This is a genomic window from Alteribacter aurantiacus DSM 18675, from assembly GCF_000429705.1.
GTDB lineage: Bacteria > Bacillota > Bacilli > Bacillales > Salisediminibacteriaceae > Alteribacter > Alteribacter aurantiacus.
In genome coordinates this window covers 50,209-68,411 of record NZ_AUCJ01000012.1, presented here as the reverse complement: position 1 = coordinate 68,411, position 18,203 = coordinate 50,209, and the positions used below count along the sequence as shown (strand labels likewise).

The following is an 18,203-nucleotide window of genomic DNA, read 5'->3' as shown; positions in this document are numbered from 1 at the left end:
ATCGATCGAGGGCTTATCCAAAAATTGATGTTTGTTTAGTCTTCTAACGAAACTCTGTGAAGAGTGTCGAAGCTGTTATCTAGTTTTGAGAGAACATCTCTCTAACTTCATATTTGTCTAGTGGCGATAGCGAAGAGGTCACACCCGTTCCCATGCCGAACACGGAAGTTAAGCTCTTCAGCGCCGATGGTAGTTGGGGGCTCTCCCCCTGTGAGAGTAGGACGTCGCTAGGCAACATGAGAAAAAGCATTCACCTTTTGGTGGGTGCTTTTTTGTGTGGACTGGGACACTGTGGACTTGGGATTTAATCAAGTTAGTAGTGGCTTTAGTCGAGTTAGTTCTACCTTTAAACGAGTTAGCTGTGGCTTTAGTCGAGTTAGCACAACCTTTAATCAAGTTAGCTCAAACTTAAGGCAAACCCACTATTTCAAAGAGGATATAATGAATTCCCCTCCCATTTAACCTTTTCCGATCCACCCTCGCCCTCCGACAATTTTAAAAACAGTATCTCTATATCAAAACACAAAAAAAGCAGCCTACTAAGGCCCCCTTTCGTGCTCTCCACCTACTATTGCCTCCGGACCTAACTGTTTTCGCCGCAACAACAGAATTAAAATTCCGATCGCTGGAATAAAAGCAAGCCATGAAAAACGAAGGCGCCACTCATATTTAGCAAGCCAATATGTAACCCACAAAATGACGAGCAAGTCTACTGTCATCGTGCTCACCAAGTGGGAATTCATAAACGCTTCGCCATATGCCGTGAGGGACCCGCCATTAACCCCTGTAAAATACAAGCCTACAGCAACAAGTAAGGCAAGAATGATCGTCACAGGATTTACAAGAACACTTCTGACCCACTTTGGCCCCCGGGTGGTTTCGCGAACAGCCTCTTTTCGAAAGGCCAAGTAAGGCAAGATTGTGAATGCCCCTAAGCCGAATGAGAAAAGAGCGAATGGCCAAGCTGGCCAACGGTAAATATCCTTTGGAATCAACAGCATAAGAAAAATGACGGGATAAAGACCTAGCATACTGAAAACCGTAACAACAAGAGGATCAACACCTTCAAACTGCCCGGATATTAAAGATTGAGCGATCGGATCGTCACCAAGGGATACTCCAGGAGCCAAGAAGAACGTGTAGGCTAGTAAGCCAAGCCAAACAAACAAAAACACTTTATTCATAGAAACCTCCTCTAAATGAAATGAGACCAATGAAAAAGTACAACCCGATTTTTTCACTGCCTTCATGTAATGTCTTTGTATCTACTATACCCTGTTCCTTTTTATTTTGTCCTTTTTAAAATTGGGCACAAGGACGAAGAGCGTAGCATATAGTGAAGCATCAGTTAAAAACGTACGAATAAATCTACCTTTTCTCGTCCATACTGGGAATGGAGGTGGAGAAGCGATGAAAGGAATGTTAGCATCGAAACAAACAAACCAATTACAAGAATGCTTGATTTGTAAGAAGGAAAAAGAAAATGGAATTCATCTATTGGAGTATTTTATTTGTGAATCGTGTGAGAGTGCATTGGTATCATCAGACACTTCAGATGGGGAATATCGCGAGTATTTAGACAAACTTAAAAAAGTACGAGATTCATTGTTTCAAAACAAACGTAGAATCCATTAAAGGGTTGGTGCAAAATTGAATAGAACGAATAAAAAAAGCAGATAACCGTGTGCTGACGCAATGGTATCTGTTTTTTATTTGTTTATAATTCTTTTACATGTGGATAACAACGCTGTGTAAAATCTTTTATTCGGCTAGCTCCAGCGCTTTTGTTCTTTTTATGGGTGAGGGTGAGGGAGAGGAAGTGGGGCGAGGGAGGTCTTTCGGGTTACGTATCATCCACTTATTTTTGATTTGGCGGAGATAAATGTGTAATTGGCGTACTTATTTTCGAATTAGCGGAGATAAATGTGTAATTGACGTACTTATTTTATTATAGGCGGAGTTAGCTCTCGAGCGAAGACATGCAACTTTTTAATTTATATTACATATGCGAAAAGCGAATCTTAAAACCTTAGTTCCAAAAGAAGCCTCGTCCATCATCTCCACTCGTCCACATTACTCCATACATTCAAAAACTCTTCCATCTCTAGTATAATGAAGAAAGCAAAGAATACTGAAGGTGGATGAATGAATGGATCAGGGACGCATGCCTTTAATGGAGCGTTTAATTGAATATAAGCGAAATAACTCTATATCTTACCACGTACCCGGGCATAAAAACGGATTGGTCTTTCAAGAGGATGTGAGGACCTTGTTCCAAGATGTCCTTTCTATTGATGTGACTGAAATTGAAGGAATGGACGACTTGCATCACCCTGAAGGGGTGATTCATGAGGCAGAGAACCTGGCATCGGCCCTATATAATGTGGAGGATACAGCATTTCTTGTGGGAGGATCGACGGCAGGGAACTTGGCTATGCTTATGGGTACGTTGTCTGAAGGGGACCAGGTGATTGTGCAACGAAATAGTCACCAATCTGTTTTTCACGGTCTCGTATTATCAGGGGCAAAGCCGATCTTTATTGAACCTGTAATTGATGAAAATACTGGTATGACGCTTGGCATTGACGGCGAAGCGGTAAAGACAGCCATCCGCCGCTATCCTCAGGCGAAAGCGGTTATAATCACATCACCCAGTTATGAAGGCTATGTGCAGCCTCTGCATTCTGTGGTTGATGAGGCTCACCGTGCGGGAATGGTTGTTCTTGTGGATGAAGCTCATGGTGCTCATTTGATAACAGAAGGTACTGAATGGCCAGGCTCTGCATTGAAAGCGGGAGCTGATGCCGTCGTGCAGTCGGCTCACAAGATGCTACCTGCCATGACGATGACTGCTTATTTACATATACAAGGGTCTAGAGTAAACAAACAGGCCATCAGGAGGTACTTGAGGATGTTTCAGTCAAGTAGTCCTTCTTATCCTCTTATGGGCTCTCTTGATGGAGCGAGAGCGTACTTGGCCGGGTTTACACCTGAATCGTATAACCGGTTATATGAGAAAGTAATCGCGTTTCGAAAAGAGCTAGGGATCATTCCACAATGGGAACTGGCACCTCTACAGCTGAGCGGTTTTAAGCAGGACCCTTTAAAAATAGTGTTGCGAAGTCGTTCGAACGCAACGGGACTAGAGCTTCAACGAGCGTTAAACAAACATGGGATTTATCCGGAGCTTGCGAACGACCGCTATTTGGTGTTGACTTTACCTTTGTCGCTCTCTTGGAATGATTCAAAGGAACATGTGGAGAGAATGAGGAGAGCGGTTGAGGCGTTTTCCGTCGAGAAGGCAGGCTCTGAGCTAATAGCGTTTAAAGAACCTGTGAGAGAACGAATCACAGAGCTTCCGTTTACGTATAAAGAACTTGAGACGATGGAAACGGAATTTGTTAATTGGGAACAAGGTGCCGGGCACCTAGCAGGAGAGGACATAGTCCCTTATCCACCGGGAATTCCTCTCATTATGAGAGGTGAACGAATCGAACAGGCCCAAATTGAACGTCTAAAGGAGCTTGTCCGCTCGGGGGCGAAGTTTCAAACAGGAACTCATTGGCTCAAAGAGGGTATGAAACGATATAGATGAAAAGAGGAGTTTTGAACTGTGAAAGGAACGTTTATTACATTTGAAGGGGGAGAAGGAGCAGGTAAAACCACCGTCCTTCAAACCATAAAAGAAAAATTAGAGCAAGTAGGATATGACGTGATTCGTACACGAGAGCCAGGTGGTGGCGTTATTGCTGAGAAGGTACGAGAGATTATTCTTGACCCAGAGCATACGGAGATGGACAAGCGAACCGAAGCTCTTTTGTATGCCGCTGCACGGCGACAGCACCTTGTGGAAACGGTCTTACCTGAACTTGAGAAAGGAACGCTTGTATTATGTGATCGGTTTGTTGATAGTAGTCTTGTTTATCAAGGGGTTGCCAGAGGTATTGGAGTAGATGAAGTTCTTCAAATGAACCTTTTTGCCACTGCAGGGCTTATGCCGTCCCTCACACTGTTGTTCGATTTGGATCCAAAGGTAGGGTTGGCCCGAATTTCCGGCAATAATGGACGAGAGAACAACCGCCTCGATCAAGAAAAGCTCGACTTTCACTATCGAGTAAGAGAGGCTTATCAATCTTTGGCAAAAAGAGAACCGGAGCGAATCCAGACCATTGATGCCGAAGGGGATCTTGAGCAAGTTGTTCAACAGACGTGGGAGACGATTGCAGCTTTTTTAGAAAACAAGAAGTAAGGTGATCGTCAAAAATATAAAAAATGAAGATGACTAGGGGTAATCTACGACCTTGTTCAAGGAAAGCTTTATCAATTTAGGTAGTGGTGTACTCATTAAAAATTATGAGTATGTCTCTTACTCACTAAACTTACAATTATGTGAAGTACCTTGTCCTTTTGTTATGCGTAGCTTCGACACAGAACACGACGAAGCCGTTACTGCAGAGGCAGAAGCAAGGTGATTCTACTGACTCTCGCCGGCATCGCCTCGGATAGGGAGCAAAGCCATAAACACTGGCACAATAGTAAACTCATTTTAAAATTAAGTAACAAAAAGACAAATAGGTCTGGCACAGATTCATGTGCAAGCTGTTATAATATAGAAAAGAACGTAGGCTCCATGCCTGCACGGTACACAACAAGGAGGACGTTTACGATGAAGTTAATTGTAGCTGTAGTACAAGATAAAGACAGCAACCGCCTTTCCGACGCGCTTGTTGATCATAATTATCAGGCAACGAAACTGGCGAGCACAGGCGGATTTTTGAAGGCGGGAAACACCACCTTTATGATTGGTACCGAAGATGAAAATGTGGATGACGTATTAACGATCATTAAAGATAACTGCAAATCAAGAGAACAGCTTGTAGCACCTATTTCACCGATGGGCGGCAACGCAGACTCTTACGTGCCATATCCGGTGGAGGTGCAAGTAGGAGGAGCTACGGTATTTGTTCTTCCGGTTGACCAGTTTGAAAAGTTTTAGTGGAGGCCTCTCATGACTTGGGAACAATTATCACACTCACAGCCAACGGTTGTAAAAATGCTCACAAATAGTTTAAAGAAGAACCGTCTTGCTCACGCGTACTTGTTTGAAGGGGGAAGAGGAACGGGGAAGCGGCAGGTAGCACAGCAGCTGGCATGTTCGTTCTTTTGCGCTCATTCAGTCGAGGGAGAGCCTTGTGGCGAGTGTGGGGACTGTAGACGGGTCCATTCAGGCAATCACCCTGACGTGCATTGGATCAGAACGGACGGACAGACAATTAAGGTCGATCAAATTCGTCATTTGAAAAAAGAATTCAGCTTTCGGGGTGTAGAGTCCAAAAAGAAGGTCTATCTTGTAGAAGATGCGGAAAAAATGACACCTAACGCTGCAAACAGCATTTTAAAGTTTCTTGAGGAGCCAGACGGTGAAGCGCTGGCTGTGTTAATGACGACACAGTACCACCGGATTTTAAAAACCATCGTCTCCCGTTCTCAAGTACTCTCTTTTGCTCCTTTAAAACCGGACAAGCTCGTCAAACAACTTGTGAAAGAAGACATCCCAGAAGCACAGGCACAAACAGTGGCCCAATTAACCTCTGATTTAGAGGAAGCGAAGGACCTTTGTGAGGAGAATTGGATTGCACAGGCAAGAACCAAAGTGATACAATTAACAGATGAAGTATCTAAGCGTCCAAGGTACGCTTACTTGATGCTTCAGGATGGCTGGCTGGGCTTTTTTAAAGAAAAAAGCGAGATGCAAACCGGTCTCGACCTTTTGATGATTTGGTATAGAGATGTGATTCGCATGCAACTTGATCAGCAAAATGAACTTGTCTTTTTTGATCAGGAAGAACGGCTCAAAGATGAGGCATTGATGGCTTCACAAATGAAGCTAGGAAATAACCTCACTGCGATTCTTGAAGCGAAGAGACGTCTCGATGCAAATACCAGTCCTCAGTTAGTTATGGAGCAATTGCTCCTTCGGTTACAGGAGGGATAACGTGCATCAAGTAGTAGGTGTCCGATTTAAAAAAGCGGGGAAAATTTATTATTTTTCTCCAGGTACAATAGATATAGAGACAGACGATTACGTGATTGTTGAGACGGCGCGAGGTGTGGAATTCGGAAAAGTGGTCATTGGCCCTAAAGAGGTTGATGAAAACGATGTCGTACTCCCACTAAAAAATGTCCTCAGACTAGCGACTGAAAAAGACAAGCTTGTCGTACAGGAAAATCGTGAAGAAGCGAAAAAAGCCTTTGATGTTTGCTTTAAGAAAATTGACGATCACAAGCTGGAAATGAAACTTGTGGACGTTGAATATACATTTGATCGAAACAAGATTTTATTCTACTTTACGGCCGATGGAAGAATTGACTTTAGAGAGTTGGTCAAAGACTTGGCTTCCATTTTCCGAACGAGAATCGAGCTTCGCCAAATCGGTGTAAGAGATGAAGCGAAAATGCTTGGTGGAATTGGACCTTGTGGTCGAATGCTTTGTTGCTCAACGTTTTTAGGAGACTTTGAGCCTGTGTCGATAAAAATGGCAAAGGATCAAAACCTTTCTCTTAACCCGACGAAAATCTCCGGTCTTTGCGGACGCTTGATGTGTTGTTTGAAATATGAAAACGACATGTATGAGAGCGCAAAAAAAGATTTGCCGGATATTAATGAGCACATTAAAACAAGCTATGGAAAAGGAAAAGTGGTTGGTCTCAACATGCTTGAGCGTTTGGTACAAGTGGAATTGTTCGAAGCGCAGCGTGTCGTCGAATATACATTGGATGAACTCATGAAAGAAGGAGCTATCGCCAACGAAACCACGAATTAATGAGGTGTGGGAATCGTGAATAAAAAAGAGATTTTTGCACGAGTGAGCCATATGGAAGAACGCATAGGCGGTCTGCACCATGAGCTTGGGGAGTTAAAGGAGCAGCTCGCTCTTTTGCTCGAAGAGAATCATCATCTTTCCATTGAAAATGAGCATTTACGAACACGCCTCGATGACAGCACTCAGGCGAAGGGGAAGAGGAGAAAACCCGAGCAAAAAGCATCACAGCCTAGTCGAAAAGAAGCAAAACAAACAGAGTTTGGTGAAGGGTACGACAACCTCGCCCGTCTTTATCAGGAAGGCTTTCACATTTGCAACCTGCATTACGGAAGCATCCGAAAAGAAGGGGATTGTTTATTTTGCCTCTCGTTTCTCAATAAAAAATAATCACATTCGAGTCTTTCCGTCCCGTGTCGGAAAGACTTTTTTTCCATTAGAGCAATAAGGGAGTTCAAGGAATATGGATAAAAGACACAAAGATGAACGAGTAGACTTTTTGCCGGGTACGGACCTAGGCATTATCCAAAGAAAGGACGTCTTCGTATTTTCAACCGACGCTGTCCTTTTGTCTAAATTTACGAGCCTTCCTAAACGAGGCGGGAAAATGATTGATCTGGGCGCAGGGAACGGTGCGATTCCAATGATGCTCACCAAACGGACGGATGCACCGATTGATGCGGTGGAAATTCAAGAACCTTTAGTCGACTTGGCGAAAAGGAACATCAGTAACAATCATCTTGATGATCAAATTCGGATCATTCATAAAGACATTACAGAGCTTGAAGATGAAGTCACATGGGGAAGATACGATGTGGTGACGTGTAATCCTCCGTATTTTCCGATGACTGTAAATGACCGAGATAGAAATGAAAACCAAACCATATCCTTGGCGCGCCATGAGGTGACGTGTACGATTGACGATGTGGTTCGTATTGCCTCAAAGCTTGTAAAGTACCGAGGGAAATTCTCTCTCGTCCATCGTCCTGAGCGGTTGGCTGATATTATGATCGCTCTTCGTTCGTACGACATGGAGCCTAAACGTGTTCAATATGTTCATGGAAAAAGAGGGAAAGAGGCAAACATGGTGTTGATTGAGAGCATGAAGAGCGGAAGTCCAGGACTGAAAACCCTCTTCCCAATTGAAGTGTATGGAGAAGACGGGCAGTACTTAAAGGAGTTTAAGGACCATTATGAATCATGGTAACCATTATGTGTACATACTGGAATGTAACGATGGGACGTACTATACGGGTTATACAACAGACGTGGAAAAGCGCTTAAAAACTCACGAGAGAGGGCTTGGGGCAAAATACACCAGAGGGCGTGCCCCACTGAAAGTCGTGTATGAAGAAGCTTTTTCTTCCAAGCGTGAAGCTCTTCAAGGAGAATATCGCATTAAACAATTAAAGAGAAGTGAAAAAGAAGCTTTAATCTTAAAGAATAAAGAAGGTGTGCAAGATGTTTGTTCAAAAGAGCTTTAAAGGGGACAGTGAAAAAGGGACGTTGTATCTTGTTCCAACGCCCATTGGCAATTTGGATGATATGACGTATCGAGCGGTTTCGACATTACAAGAAGCAGATTTGATTGCAGCGGAGGACACGCGCAATACGAAGCGGCTCTGCCATGTGTTTGATATTGAAACCAAGCTTGTGAGCTATCATGAACATAACAAATCAGAACGAGAAGAGATGCTAATTGAAAAACTCGCGGAAGGCAGTAACGTGGCTCTTGTGAGTGATGCAGGGATGCCTGCCATTTCCGATCCCGGTCAAGAGCTGGTAGCGAGGTGTATCGTTGAAAGGATTACCGTAGTGCCCCTCCCTGGAGCGAATGCAGCATTAACAGGACTAATTGCTTCGGGTTTGTCGACAGATTCGTTCACTTTTGTCGGATTCTTGAACAGGAAGAAGAAAGTAAAGCGGGAAACGTTGGATTTTTGGAAAAATCATGAATCTACGCTTATGTTTTATGAATCTCCTCACCGCGTGACAGCGACATTGAAAGAGATGATCGAGACTCTTGGAAACCGTAAAGGAGTATTGTGCCGAGAGCTTACGAAAAAATATGAAGAATTTGTCCGTGGAACGCTAGAAGAAATCCATGATTACTGTGAGGAAAATCCTCTTAAAGGGGAATGTGTACTCTATGTTGAAGGAGCACCTGAAGGCAGTAGCGATGTGACAGATGATACGTGGTGGACAGAGTTAGGTATTAGTGAACATGTCGATGCTTATATAGAAAAAGGCAATTCATCAAAAGACGCCATTAAGCAAGTAGCAAAAGATCGAGACATGAACAAGCGTGAAGTGTACAAGCTTTACCACGTTGACGGTTCATAAAAAAAGAAGCCTGAAACCACGTTGGTTTCAGGCTTTAATAATGGTTAAACCATTACTTGCTTTGCTTTTCTAGGTAGCTTTGAAGATCGTTTACGATCTCTTGAGCACCTTGTGGGCTTAAGATGATCTTACCGCCTGCAAGGGATAGGTTATCATCAGATACCTCTCCTGTAAGCTGACAAGTCATGTTAGGCTTGTACTTCTTCAAGATGATGCGATCGTCATCTACGTAAATTTCAAGTGCGTCTTTTTCTGCAATGTCTAACGTACGGCGTAATTCGATTGGAATAACCACGCGTCCTAGTTCGTCGACTTTTCTTACAATACCTGTTGATTTCATGAATCATTCTCCTCCCATAAAGAAAAATTCGTATTTTTAAACTAAAGAGCAGTCAAACTTCGACAAAATCTTTCAAACTTAGAATACCAAGTCTTCCAAAAGAAGTCAACGTGAAAACGTTTATATCCAAAGTTTTTGTCAATATTTTAGATTTTCGTAGTGAATACCTAGTAGAAACCACTATATTTAATAGGATTCTAGCTTCAATTGGAATAACTTTTAAAAACCTCCGATTATTGGAAGTGAAAAAGATACGTTCATTTTCGAAAATGTAAAAGACTTCTCTATTAAGCTAGTAAACGGTTCGACAACAGCTTCCTGATTGTGTCCATAATTAACGACATTTGGAAAGATTAATGACGGTTGACCCAACATGACGACAGTTCCGTAGATGATAATAGTGAGAGAAACTGACCACCTCACATTCTATGGACTATGGGACGTTACTGCGGTGAATGGTCACCTGAGTATTCTATACCCATAAAGTCGGATATTGACACCTTTTTTTATAAAAAAAGGAATTTTGTTCTAGGATTTCATTATGTCATTCAAGAAGGTTTAGTTTTAAAGAGAAATGTTTATACTGATTACTGCGATAAACCCTAGTATTCCTTGACATTAGCACGTGGGATTCGGTATATTTTTTACAGAGTGAATGATGATATTTCCAATGATCGGATGAGTAAAAAGATCGCGTTCATTACCAGAGAGCCGGAGGAGCTGAAAACCGGCATGAACAGCACTTTTGAAGATGGTCCGGAGAGGGATTCCGCTTTCGAGTGGCAACAGCCATAAGGGAGCGACGCAGGTCTGCGTTATGGACGATCGTTACATGTGTAACGAACTGAGCCCTGGATTTTTTCAGGGGAATGTGGGTGGTACCACGTGAGTATGTTGCTCTCGTCCCAATTATGGGAGGGGTGCTTTTTTTATGGGCAAAAACACCGTTTAAGGTGAAGGAGGAATAGAAGATGAGTGAAAACAAAACGTTTTACATCACGACGCCGATTTATTACCCAAGTGGCAAGTTGCATATTGGCCATGCTTATACGACAGTAGCAGGTGACGCAATTTCTCGTTATAAGCGTTTACGAGGGTACGATGTTCGTTATCTAACGGGTACAGATGAACATGGGCAAAAAATTGAGCTAAAAGCAAAGGAGCAAGGTATAAGTCCTCAAGCTTTCGTAGATGAGGCGGCCGAGAACATTAAGGACCTTTGGAGCAAGCTCAATATCTCCTATGATGACTTTATTCGAACGACAGAACCAAGACACAAAGACGTTGTGCAAAAGATTTTTGATCAGCTTCTCGATCAAGGGGATATTTACCTCGATGAATACGAAGGCCTTTACTGTACGCCATGCGAATCGTTCTTTACAGAGCGTCAAGCGGAAGGCGGGAACTGTCCTGACTGTGGCAGACCGGTAGAAAAGGTTCGTGAAGAGTCTTACTTCTTTAGAATGAGCAAGTACTCGGATCGACTGTTAAAGTATTATGAAGACAACCCTGAATTCATCCAGCCTGAATCCCGTAAAAAGGAAATGGTCAATAACTTCATTAAACCGGGACTGGAAGATCTCGCAGTATCTCGTACGTCATTTGATTGGGGCGTTAAAGTAAAGAGCAATCCTGAGCACGTTGTCTATGTCTGGATTGACGCGTTGTCGAATTATATTACGTCTCTTGGTTATGCAAGTGACGATGATTCCCTTTATCAAAAGCACTGGCCGGCGGATGTTCACCTTGTAGGAAAAGAGATTGTCCGTTTCCACACGATTTACTGGCCGATTATGTTAATGGCCCTTGATCTCCCATTACCGAAAAAAGTCTTCGGTCACGGTTGGTTATTGATGAAAGACGGAAAAATGTCCAAATCAAAAGGGAATGTCGTCGATCCTGTTCCATTAATTGATCGCTACGGCCTCGATGCCCTTCGTTATTATCTTCTTCGTGAAGTACCATTTGGTTCTGACGGAGTATTTACTCCGGAAGGGTTTGTGGATCGCTTGAATTATGATTTGGCAAACGACCTTGGAAACCTTTTGAACAGAACGGTTGCCATGATTAATAAATACTTTGACGGTGAAGTGCCAAACTACGTAAAGGATGCCACGCCATATGATGAGTCTCTTGTGGACCTTGTGAAGGCGACGGTTGATAAAGTGGAAGCGGCCATGGAGGACATGGAGTTTTCCGTTGCATTAACAGCCATCTGGCAGCTTGTAAGTCGTACGAATAAATACATTGATGAGACACAGCCTTGGATTTTAGCAAAAGATGAGACGGCAAAAGAACAGCTCGGATCGGTGATGTACCACTTAGCTGAATCTCTTCGAAACGTCTCCATCATGATTCAGCCGTTCATGACTGAAACACCACAAAAGATTTGGGATCAACTCGGTGTCGCCAAAGAAGACACAGAGTGGGAGTCCATTCATGAATTCGGACGCCTGAAAAATGGTTCCCGTGTCGTGAAAAAAGGCGAGCCTCTCTTCCCACGTCTTGATGTGAAGGATGAAGTTGCCTATATCGTCAAATCAATGGGCGGGGAAGTCCTTACAGAAGAAGATCAGAAGAAAGAAGCGGAAAACAAAGAGAAGAACGTACCTGAAGTCGATGAAATCACGATTGACGACTTCACAAAGGTAGAACTTCGTGTCGCGGAGGTCATTGATGCAGAACCGGTGAAAAAAGCCGACAAACTGCTCAAACTTCAGCTCGATTTAGGCTACGAAAAACGACAAGTCGTCTCAGGAATCGCTAAACACTACAAGCCAGAAGAGCTTGTTGGGCAAAAAGTGATTTGTGTGACCAACTTAAAACCGGTTAAGCTTCGTGGAGAGCTATCTCAAGGGATGGTTCTTGCCGGGTCTAAAGGAAAAGACTTAAAGTTGGCAACGATTGACCAATCCTTGCCAAATGGTGCTCAAGTGAAATAAAACAAGTAATTGCCCGGCACCAGTTGCCGGGCTTTTTTTAAAGAAGAGTGGTGTTTGCGCCGGATGGTTTGTGTTTAAACAGGTTGGGGGAGCACTTAAACAGGTTGGGAGCGCGTTTAAATAGGTCAGAGCAGCATTTAAACAGGTTGGAGGCGCGTTTAAACAGGTTGGAGGCGCGTTTAAACAGGTTAGTGACACACTTAAACTGGTTAGTACCGCATTAGCCCTCCACCACACCTTCAATTAACAAAAGGAAAGGACGATTAACATGCTATTTGATACTCATGTACACCTCAATGCCGATCAATTCGAAGATGATCTGACAGATGTCATTGAACGAGCTCAAGAAGCGGGCGTTAAAGAAATGGTTGTTGTCGGATTTGATAAGAAAACCATTCATAAAGCCATGGCTCTTGTTGAACAATATGACTTTCTTTACGCATCAGTCGGTTGGCATCCAGTAGATGCAATCGACATGACAGACGAACACTTGAAGTGGATTGAAGAGCTATCGGCTCATCCGAAAGTCGTTGCCATCGGGGAGATGGGTCTCGATTACCACTGGGATAAATCACCGAAAGACGTTCAAAAGGAAGTCTTTCGTAAACAGATTCGTCTTGCGAAAAAGGTAAACATGCCGATTATCATCCATAATCGTGAAGCGGATCAAGATATCGTTGACGTACTCAAAGAAGAAGATGCAGGACAAGTAGGTGGCATCATGCATTGCTTTGCAGGAGACATGGACATGGCAAGAGAATGCTTGGACATGAATTTTCACATCTCTTTTGGAGGCCCGGTGACGTTTAAAAACGCCAAGCTACCAAAAGAAGTAGCTACGCAGATTCCGATGGATCGTCTCCTGATCGAAACCGATTGTCCGTTTCTAGCACCGCACCCAAATCGAGGAAAGCGAAATGAACCGGCATACGTGACACTTGTTGCTGAGAAATTGGCAGAGTTAAAAGAGGTCTCCTATGAGGAATTAATAGAACAAACACGAAATAATGCGAAAAAACTATTTAACATAAGCTGACAACTTTCGGTGTCGAAGGAAATCCCATGGTGTCCAAGAAACGAACCTGGTCCTATTCTTCGACACCGATTTTTCTGTCTTTTGTAGGGTTTGTCGAAGGGAAACGCTTTACATTTCCATAAAACGTGGACGATAATACTAGGAAATGGTTCTTAGAGCCGAATTGACAAGAAAGGTGGATAGGGGTAAAATGTGAAAATCGAAGGAGGCGTTCTGACTATGAATGATAGGATGAAGCAACTTCTTTCACGTTTATTCACGTGGAAAAAGTTGGTCATATCCGGCGTCGGCCTTACTATTGTGCTTGCTACCGTTGGATTCGTATTCTATGAAATTACGAAAACAACCGTCACGATTTATGCTGAGGATCTTGAACGCGAGGCCCAAACGCATGCAACCACAGTAGAAGAGGCTTTGGAAGAACAAGGAATAGACATAGGCTTTCATGATCACATTGAACCAGCACTTGATACCAAACTCACAGATGAGACTCACATAACCATAACAAAAGCGAACCACGTTACATTAACGATCGATGGAGAGCGAAAGGTCACATGGACCATAGCGGAAAATGTAGAAGAGCTTCTTCAAGAGATCGATCTTGAGGTGGGCGAACACGATTATCTTTCCCACTCACCTGAAACAAAAATTAACTCCGAAACCGACATTGTGTATGAAGCCGCCTTTGGTGTCACGGTATACATAGACGGAAAAGAAGAGAAGATCATGACCACTTCGACGACTGTCGCTGACTTTTTAGAGCATCATGAAATAGAGCTTAACGACTTGGATAAAATAGAGCCAACTGTCGATGAGCGACTAACCAACGAGGCGGACCTAACTGTAGTCCGTGTAGAAAAAGTCACCGATGTCGTGGAAGAAGCTGTCGATTTCGCCACTGTAAGAAAGAGCGACTCCTCCCTTGAGCTAGGGAATGAAAAAGTCGTGAACAGTGGAAAAGACGGCAAATTGAAAAAACATTATGAAGTTATTTTTGAAGACGGTGAAGAAGTTTCCCGTGAACTTGTAAAAGAAGAAGTCGTGGAAGAAAGCGAAGACCGCATTGTCACAATTGGAACAAAAACACCGACACCTGTGACAACCGTTTCTCGTAGCTCTTCCCCATCATCTTCCTCGAGCAGCTCAAATCGTTCAAGTGATTCGGCTTCATCGAATTCTTCTAGTTCTGCATCAGCTTCATCGAACTCGAACTCAAGCAGTTCTGCGTCAAGTTCATCAAGTTCATCAAGCTCGTCAAGCTCATCAAATAATAGTTCAGCCTCCTCTTCTAGTGGATCTAGTGCGGAAAGCTGGCAGACATTTGAGGCAACCGCCTATACAGCAAACTGTACCGGCTGCTCAGGTGTTACAGCCACGGGAATTGACTTGAAATCGAACCCGAATTCGAGAGTGGTGGCTGTCGATCCTAGTGTCATTCCTTTAGGGTCTCGTGTAGAAGTAAAAGGATACGGGACATATCTTGCAGGGGACACTGGAGGGGCTATTAAAGGGAGAAAAATCGATATTTTCATGCCCAGCGGAGCCAATTCATTTGGACGCAGGTCAGTTGAAGTGCGAATTTTAGAATAGTCGATTCAGTGTTATACTAAATAGACACAGGGGTTAGATCTGTGTCTATTTTTGTTTTTGATTTTTATGATAAAATAAATGTTCATTATTCATGCTGTTTTCGAGGTATTGAGAATTTTATATAGAGAAACATGAGTCAGTAAGCTTTTAATTCTATTTGAAGTGTTGGGTGCTTTTGTTATGCGTAGCTGAACGCTAGTAGTGACACTCCTGCGGCCGTGGGAGCCAGGGTAGACCCCCCGCAAGGGCTTTGCCCGAGGAGGCTAGCCGGCGCCGCAGCGGAAAGGGAGCGGATAGCGTGAAGCGGAGCTTTATACACCGAGGCAAGGGTAGGCTCATTAATAGAAATATGAACAAAAACCGCGAAGCGTACCGACTAAAAGTAAAACTAAATGTTGCTTTCGGAAGGTTTGTTGCTTTCACACAAGAAAAGTTGAATCGGAAGGCCAGTATGCTTCAACCACCATTCTAGTGATGAAGATAATAATAAAAAAGCAACAATTAAACGAAAGCAGCTAAACTAAATGAGGTTTAGTTGTGATTATAAAAGAAATGATTGTAGTAGAAGGAAAAGATGACACGAAAGCTTTAGCGAGAGTTGCTAAATGCGATACGATTGAGACGAACGGATCGGCCATCAACGATGTGACGATTGAAAAGATCCGACTTGCAGCAGAGCGTAGAGGGGTGATTATTTTTACAGACCCCGACTATCCTGGCGAGAAAATTCGCCGGACAATTGAAGCGGCTGTGCCCGGGTGTAAGCATGCTTTTTTACCCAAGGAATTGGCCCAAAACCATAGAGGGAAAATTGGCGTAGAAAATGCATCCGATAAAGCGCTTCTCGATGCATTAGAAGCGGTTCGAAGCCCTGGAGAAGTGGCAGAGGAGCAAATTACTCTTGATGATTTGATCGCATCAGGGTTAATTGCAGGGACAGGTGCAAGGCAGCGGCGGGAAGACCTTGGTCGAAAGCTGAAGATCGGTTATGCGAACGGAAAACAGCTTCACAGGCGACTGGTGCAATTCCGCATCTCAAAACAAGAGTTTATTAAAGCCCTTAACTATACGCAAGAGAAAGAAGAGTGACACTCATGACGAAAGACATTGCCACCCCGAAACGAACGAAAGAAATCCTGCAAAAACATAAGTTTTCGTTCAAGAAAAGCCTTGGGCAAAATTTTCTTATTGATACGAACGTGCTAAGAAATATTGTCGCTGCAGCAAACATTACCAAAGAGACATCGGCTATTGAAGTAGGTCCTGGAATCGGAGCGTTAACCGAGCAGATTGCAAAGCAAGCAGGTTCCGTTACGGCCCTTGAAATTGATCAACGCCTTTTACCTATTTTAAATGACACACTGTCACCATATCCTCACGTTCGGGTGATTCATAAAGATGTTTTACAAGCTGATCTACACACGTTAATTAACGAAGAGATCAAGAAGAAGGATGACCTGGTGGTGGTTGCGAACTTGCCGTATTATGTGACTACGCCTATTTTGATGAAGCTACTAGAAGAGAAGCTGCCGCTCCGAGCGATTGTGGTTATGATTCAAAAAGAAGTAGCCGAGCGAATTGCTGCTAAACCGAATTCGAAAGACTACGGTTCATTGTCGATTGCATGTCAGTATTATGCCAAAGCTGAAACAGTTCTGACTGTGCCTAAAACGGTCTTCGTTCCACAACCAAATGTGGACTCGGCTGTCTTAAGGCTGACGATCCGGGATGAGCCACCTGTGAGTGTAAAAGACGAAGCTTTCTTTTTCCGAATCATTCGAGCATCTTTTACCCAGCGTCGTAAAACACTTTTAAACAATCTCGTGCACCATTTTGATGCCAAAAAAGAAAAAGAACAAGTGGTTGCCTTATGTGAACAAGCCGGTATTGATCCTAAACGTCGAGGAGAATCTTTGTCGATGGAGGAGTTTGCCAAGTTGAGTGATGTCTTTGTTGAACGCTATGGAAACGAGTAACTTAAACACAGAATGACCGGAACTGATACGCCTCCTCTCGCATACGTTATCGTGTGAGGAGGCGTTTGTCATGCGAGGGATTAAACTCGGCCAGGTAGTAGGTAGGGCATCTTACAAGTGCGATGTCTTATTTAGGGTTGTGGCAATCAATGGGGACATTGTCGAACTTTTTGGGGAAGAGATGCGTTTAGTGGCAGATGCCCCGATGGACGACTTGGTCGTCATGGAAGAAACAGATCGAAAGCGTCACCTGGAACAGTATAAAGAAAAGGAAGAAAGTTGTTATCATTTGTTTCGACAAGACCGTAAGCTCATACGTGAACAAACGGAATATGAAATTACGTCAGGATATACGGAGAAGCAGTCTTTTTTTGAGTTACCGGGACGAATCCTTCATATTGATGGAGACCCGATTTACTTAAAGAAATGCACAGCGGTTTATGACCGCTTAGGTGTTCCAGTGTATGGTGTGCATATTGCTGAAAAAGAAATGCCTCTTCAAGTGGCCTCTCTCATTGAAATGGTTCGACCGGACATCTTAGTGATCACAGGTCACGATGCCTACATGAAAAACAAAGGGTCTAAAACAGACATGAAAGCATATAGAAACTCTCGTTATTTTGTGGACGCAGTGAAAGAAGCAAGAAAAGTCGTTCCGTACATGGATCACCTTGTGATCTTTGCAGGGGCGTGTCAATCCTATTTCCAAGCTATCTTAAAGGCCGGTGCCAACTTTGCCAGCTCTCCGGAACGAATTAACATTCACGCACTCGATCCGGTCTATGTGGTAGCGAAGGTTAGCCTTACACCGTTCATGGAGCGGGTAGCTCTTTGGGATATGCTAAAGCATACGTTAACCGGAGAACGGGGCATGGGTGGTATTGAATCGAGAGGTTCCTTAAGAAGAGGCATTCCAATTGAGCAGGAAGACATTGAAGAATAATTTAGTAAGAGTTGCGGGTGAGCGAGAGCCTGGAGCTCTTTTTTGTGTTTAAAGATAGGGGGCGCGTGGCGAAGTGGAGCTAACTGGATTAAAAAAGGAATAAGTGGGTCAAATACAAAATAACTGGATCAAAGCGACATTAACTGGACCTATAAAAGAATAACTGGATTAAACCAAAAATAAGTGGATGATCCGAAACCCGAAAGACCCTC

At 43.4% G+C, this 18,203-nt stretch carries 18 protein-coding genes, 1 rRNA gene and 1 other annotated feature; of the genes, 17 read left to right on the top strand and 2 right to left on the bottom strand.

Translation table 11 applies throughout. The features are described from left to right. Positions 1–116 precede the first annotated feature (116 nt). Positions 117–233: ribosomal RNA gene (gene rrf / locus G476_RS0102550) — 5S ribosomal RNA — on the top strand. Positions 234–539: 306 nt separating this feature from the next. On the opposite strand, the gene G476_RS0102540 is transcribed toward rrf, so the two are convergent. After that, positions 540–1,184 carry a hypothetical protein gene (locus tag G476_RS0102540; protein ID WP_051314624.1) on the bottom strand — a complete coding sequence of 215 codons (645 nt, stop codon included), beginning with the start codon at positions 1,182–1,184 and terminating at the stop codon, positions 540–542. A 226-nt stretch (positions 1,185–1,410) separates the two neighbouring features. Between G476_RS0102540 and G476_RS21125 the strand changes: the two genes are divergently transcribed. From G476_RS21125 to rsmI, 10 genes are all read left to right on the top strand, one after another. After that, positions 1,411–1,635, top strand: coding sequence for a sigma factor G inhibitor Gin (locus G476_RS21125; RefSeq protein WP_051314623.1), 225 nt, complete (start codon positions 1,411–1,413; stop codon positions 1,633–1,635). 514 nt (positions 1,636–2,149) lie between these two features. Further along, entirely contained in the window at positions 2,150–3,595 is a 1,446-nt protein-coding gene (locus G476_RS0102530) for an aminotransferase class I/II-fold pyridoxal phosphate-dependent enzyme (protein ID WP_026688719.1), read from the top strand. Between the two features lie 18 nt (positions 3,596–3,613). After that, positions 3,614–4,249: a dTMP kinase gene (gene tmk, locus G476_RS0102525; RefSeq protein WP_026688718.1), complete on the top strand. Its 636-nt coding sequence runs from the start codon at positions 3,614–3,616 to the stop codon at positions 4,247–4,249. A 417-nt stretch (positions 4,250–4,666) separates the two neighbouring features. Continuing rightward, positions 4,667–4,996, top strand: a complete 330-nt coding sequence (locus tag G476_RS0102520) for a cyclic-di-AMP receptor (protein WP_026688717.1) — start codon at positions 4,667–4,669, stop codon at positions 4,994–4,996. A 12-nt stretch (positions 4,997–5,008) separates the two neighbouring features. Then, positions 5,009–5,995, top strand: coding sequence for a DNA polymerase III subunit delta' (gene holB, locus G476_RS0102515; protein ID WP_026688716.1), 987 nt, complete (start codon positions 5,009–5,011; stop codon positions 5,993–5,995). A gap of 1 nt (position 5,996) precedes the next feature. Continuing rightward, positions 5,997–6,824 (top strand): PSP1 domain-containing protein, encoded by an 828-nt coding sequence (locus G476_RS0102510; RefSeq protein ID WP_026688715.1) that lies wholly within the window; start codon positions 5,997–5,999, stop codon positions 6,822–6,824. A gap of 15 nt (positions 6,825–6,839) precedes the next feature. Further along, a complete protein-coding gene (gene yabA / locus G476_RS0102505; RefSeq protein ID WP_026688714.1) occupies positions 6,840–7,211 on the top strand; it encodes a DNA replication initiation control protein YabA in 372 nt (123 codons plus the stop codon). Positions 7,212–7,284: 73 nt separating this feature from the next. After that, positions 7,285–8,028 carry a tRNA1(Val) (adenine(37)-N6)-methyltransferase gene (locus tag G476_RS0102500; protein WP_026688713.1) on the top strand — a complete coding sequence of 248 codons (744 nt, stop codon included), beginning with the start codon at positions 7,285–7,287 and terminating at the stop codon, positions 8,026–8,028. Continuing rightward, on the top strand, positions 8,015–8,305 hold the full coding sequence (locus tag G476_RS0102495; RefSeq protein WP_026688712.1) for a GIY-YIG nuclease family protein: 291 nt from the start codon (positions 8,015–8,017) through the stop codon (positions 8,303–8,305). The genes G476_RS0102500 and G476_RS0102495 overlap by 14 nt, the downstream gene beginning before the upstream one ends. Further along, positions 8,283–9,164: a 16S rRNA (cytidine(1402)-2'-O)-methyltransferase gene (gene rsmI, locus G476_RS0102490; RefSeq protein ID WP_026688711.1), complete on the top strand. Its 882-nt coding sequence runs from the start codon at positions 8,283–8,285 to the stop codon at positions 9,162–9,164. Before G476_RS0102495 ends, rsmI begins: the two co-directional genes overlap by 23 nt. Positions 9,165–9,216: 52 nt before the next feature. Here the strand turns inward: rsmI and G476_RS0102485 are convergent, their stop codons facing one another. After that, positions 9,217–9,504, bottom strand: coding sequence for a transition state genes transcriptional regulator AbrB (locus G476_RS0102485; protein ID WP_026688710.1), 288 nt, complete (start codon positions 9,502–9,504; stop codon positions 9,217–9,219). Positions 9,505–10,165: 661 nt separating this feature from the next. Next, positions 10,166–10,415: a binding site (T-box leader), on the top strand. Positions 10,416–10,475: 60 nt separating this feature from the next. On the opposite strand from G476_RS0102485, the gene metG reads away from it, so the two are divergent. The 6 genes from metG to yabG all read left to right on the top strand — a co-directional run bounded on the left by metG (position 10,476) and on the right by yabG (position 17,991). Then, on the top strand, positions 10,476–12,446 hold the full coding sequence (metG, locus tag G476_RS0102475) for a methionine--tRNA ligase (protein ID WP_026688709.1): 1,971 nt from the start codon (positions 10,476–10,478) through the stop codon (positions 12,444–12,446). Positions 12,447–12,714: 268 nt separating this feature from the next. Continuing rightward, on the top strand, positions 12,715–13,482 hold the full coding sequence (locus G476_RS0102470) for a TatD family hydrolase (RefSeq protein WP_026688708.1): 768 nt from the start codon (positions 12,715–12,717) through the stop codon (positions 13,480–13,482). Positions 13,483–13,701: 219 nt separating this feature from the next. After that, positions 13,702–15,072, top strand: coding sequence for a G5 and 3D domain-containing protein (locus G476_RS0102465; RefSeq protein ID WP_026688707.1), 1,371 nt, complete (start codon positions 13,702–13,704; stop codon positions 15,070–15,072). 537 nt (positions 15,073–15,609) lie between these two features. Next, the gene (gene rnmV / locus G476_RS0102455) at positions 15,610–16,161 is read left to right on the top strand and encodes a ribonuclease M5 (RefSeq protein ID WP_026688706.1); all 552 of its coding nucleotides are present in this window, start codon (positions 15,610–15,612) and stop codon (positions 16,159–16,161) included. Between the two features lie 5 nt (positions 16,162–16,166). After that, positions 16,167–17,048 (top strand): 16S rRNA (adenine(1518)-N(6)/adenine(1519)-N(6))-dimethyltransferase RsmA, encoded by an 882-nt coding sequence (gene rsmA, locus G476_RS0102450; protein WP_026688705.1) that lies wholly within the window; start codon positions 16,167–16,169, stop codon positions 17,046–17,048. A gap of 70 nt (positions 17,049–17,118) precedes the next feature. Then, a complete protein-coding gene (yabG, locus tag G476_RS0102445; RefSeq protein WP_026688704.1) occupies positions 17,119–17,991 on the top strand; it encodes a sporulation peptidase YabG in 873 nt (290 codons plus the stop codon). Positions 17,992–18,203 lie beyond the last annotated feature (212 nt).

Coding starts and splice junctions, on each gene's coding strand:
- G476_RS0102520 (WP_026688717.1), top strand. CDS start 4,667: ATGAAGTTAATTGTAGCTGTAGTACAAGATAAAGACAGCAACCGCCTT.
- G476_RS0102495 (WP_026688712.1), top strand. CDS start 8,015: ATGAATCATGGTAACCATTATGTGTACATACTGGAATGTAACGATGGG.
- G476_RS0102500 (WP_026688713.1), top strand. CDS start 7,285: ATGGATAAAAGACACAAAGATGAACGAGTAGACTTTTTGCCGGGTACG.
- G476_RS0102540 (WP_051314624.1), bottom strand. CDS start 1,184: ATGAATAAAGTGTTTTTGTTTGTTTGGCTTGGCTTACTAGCCTACACG.
- G476_RS0102470 (WP_026688708.1), top strand. CDS start 12,715: ATGCTATTTGATACTCATGTACACCTCAATGCCGATCAATTCGAAGAT.
- G476_RS0102485 (WP_026688710.1), bottom strand. CDS start 9,504: ATGAAATCAACAGGTATTGTAAGAAAAGTCGACGAACTAGGACGCGTG.
- rsmA (WP_026688705.1), top strand. CDS start 16,167: ATGACGAAAGACATTGCCACCCCGAAACGAACGAAAGAAATCCTGCAA.
- rsmI (WP_026688711.1), top strand. CDS start 8,283: ATGTTTGTTCAAAAGAGCTTTAAAGGGGACAGTGAAAAAGGGACGTTG.
- G476_RS0102465 (WP_026688707.1), top strand. CDS start 13,702: ATGAATGATAGGATGAAGCAACTTCTTTCACGTTTATTCACGTGGAAA.
- yabG (WP_026688704.1), top strand. CDS start 17,119: ATGCGAGGGATTAAACTCGGCCAGGTAGTAGGTAGGGCATCTTACAAG.
- G476_RS21125 (WP_051314623.1), top strand. CDS start 1,411: ATGAAAGGAATGTTAGCATCGAAACAAACAAACCAATTACAAGAATGC.
- metG (WP_026688709.1), top strand. CDS start 10,476: ATGAGTGAAAACAAAACGTTTTACATCACGACGCCGATTTATTACCCA.
- holB (WP_026688716.1), top strand. CDS start 5,009: ATGACTTGGGAACAATTATCACACTCACAGCCAACGGTTGTAAAAATG.
- G476_RS0102530 (WP_026688719.1), top strand. CDS start 2,150: ATGGATCAGGGACGCATGCCTTTAATGGAGCGTTTAATTGAATATAAG.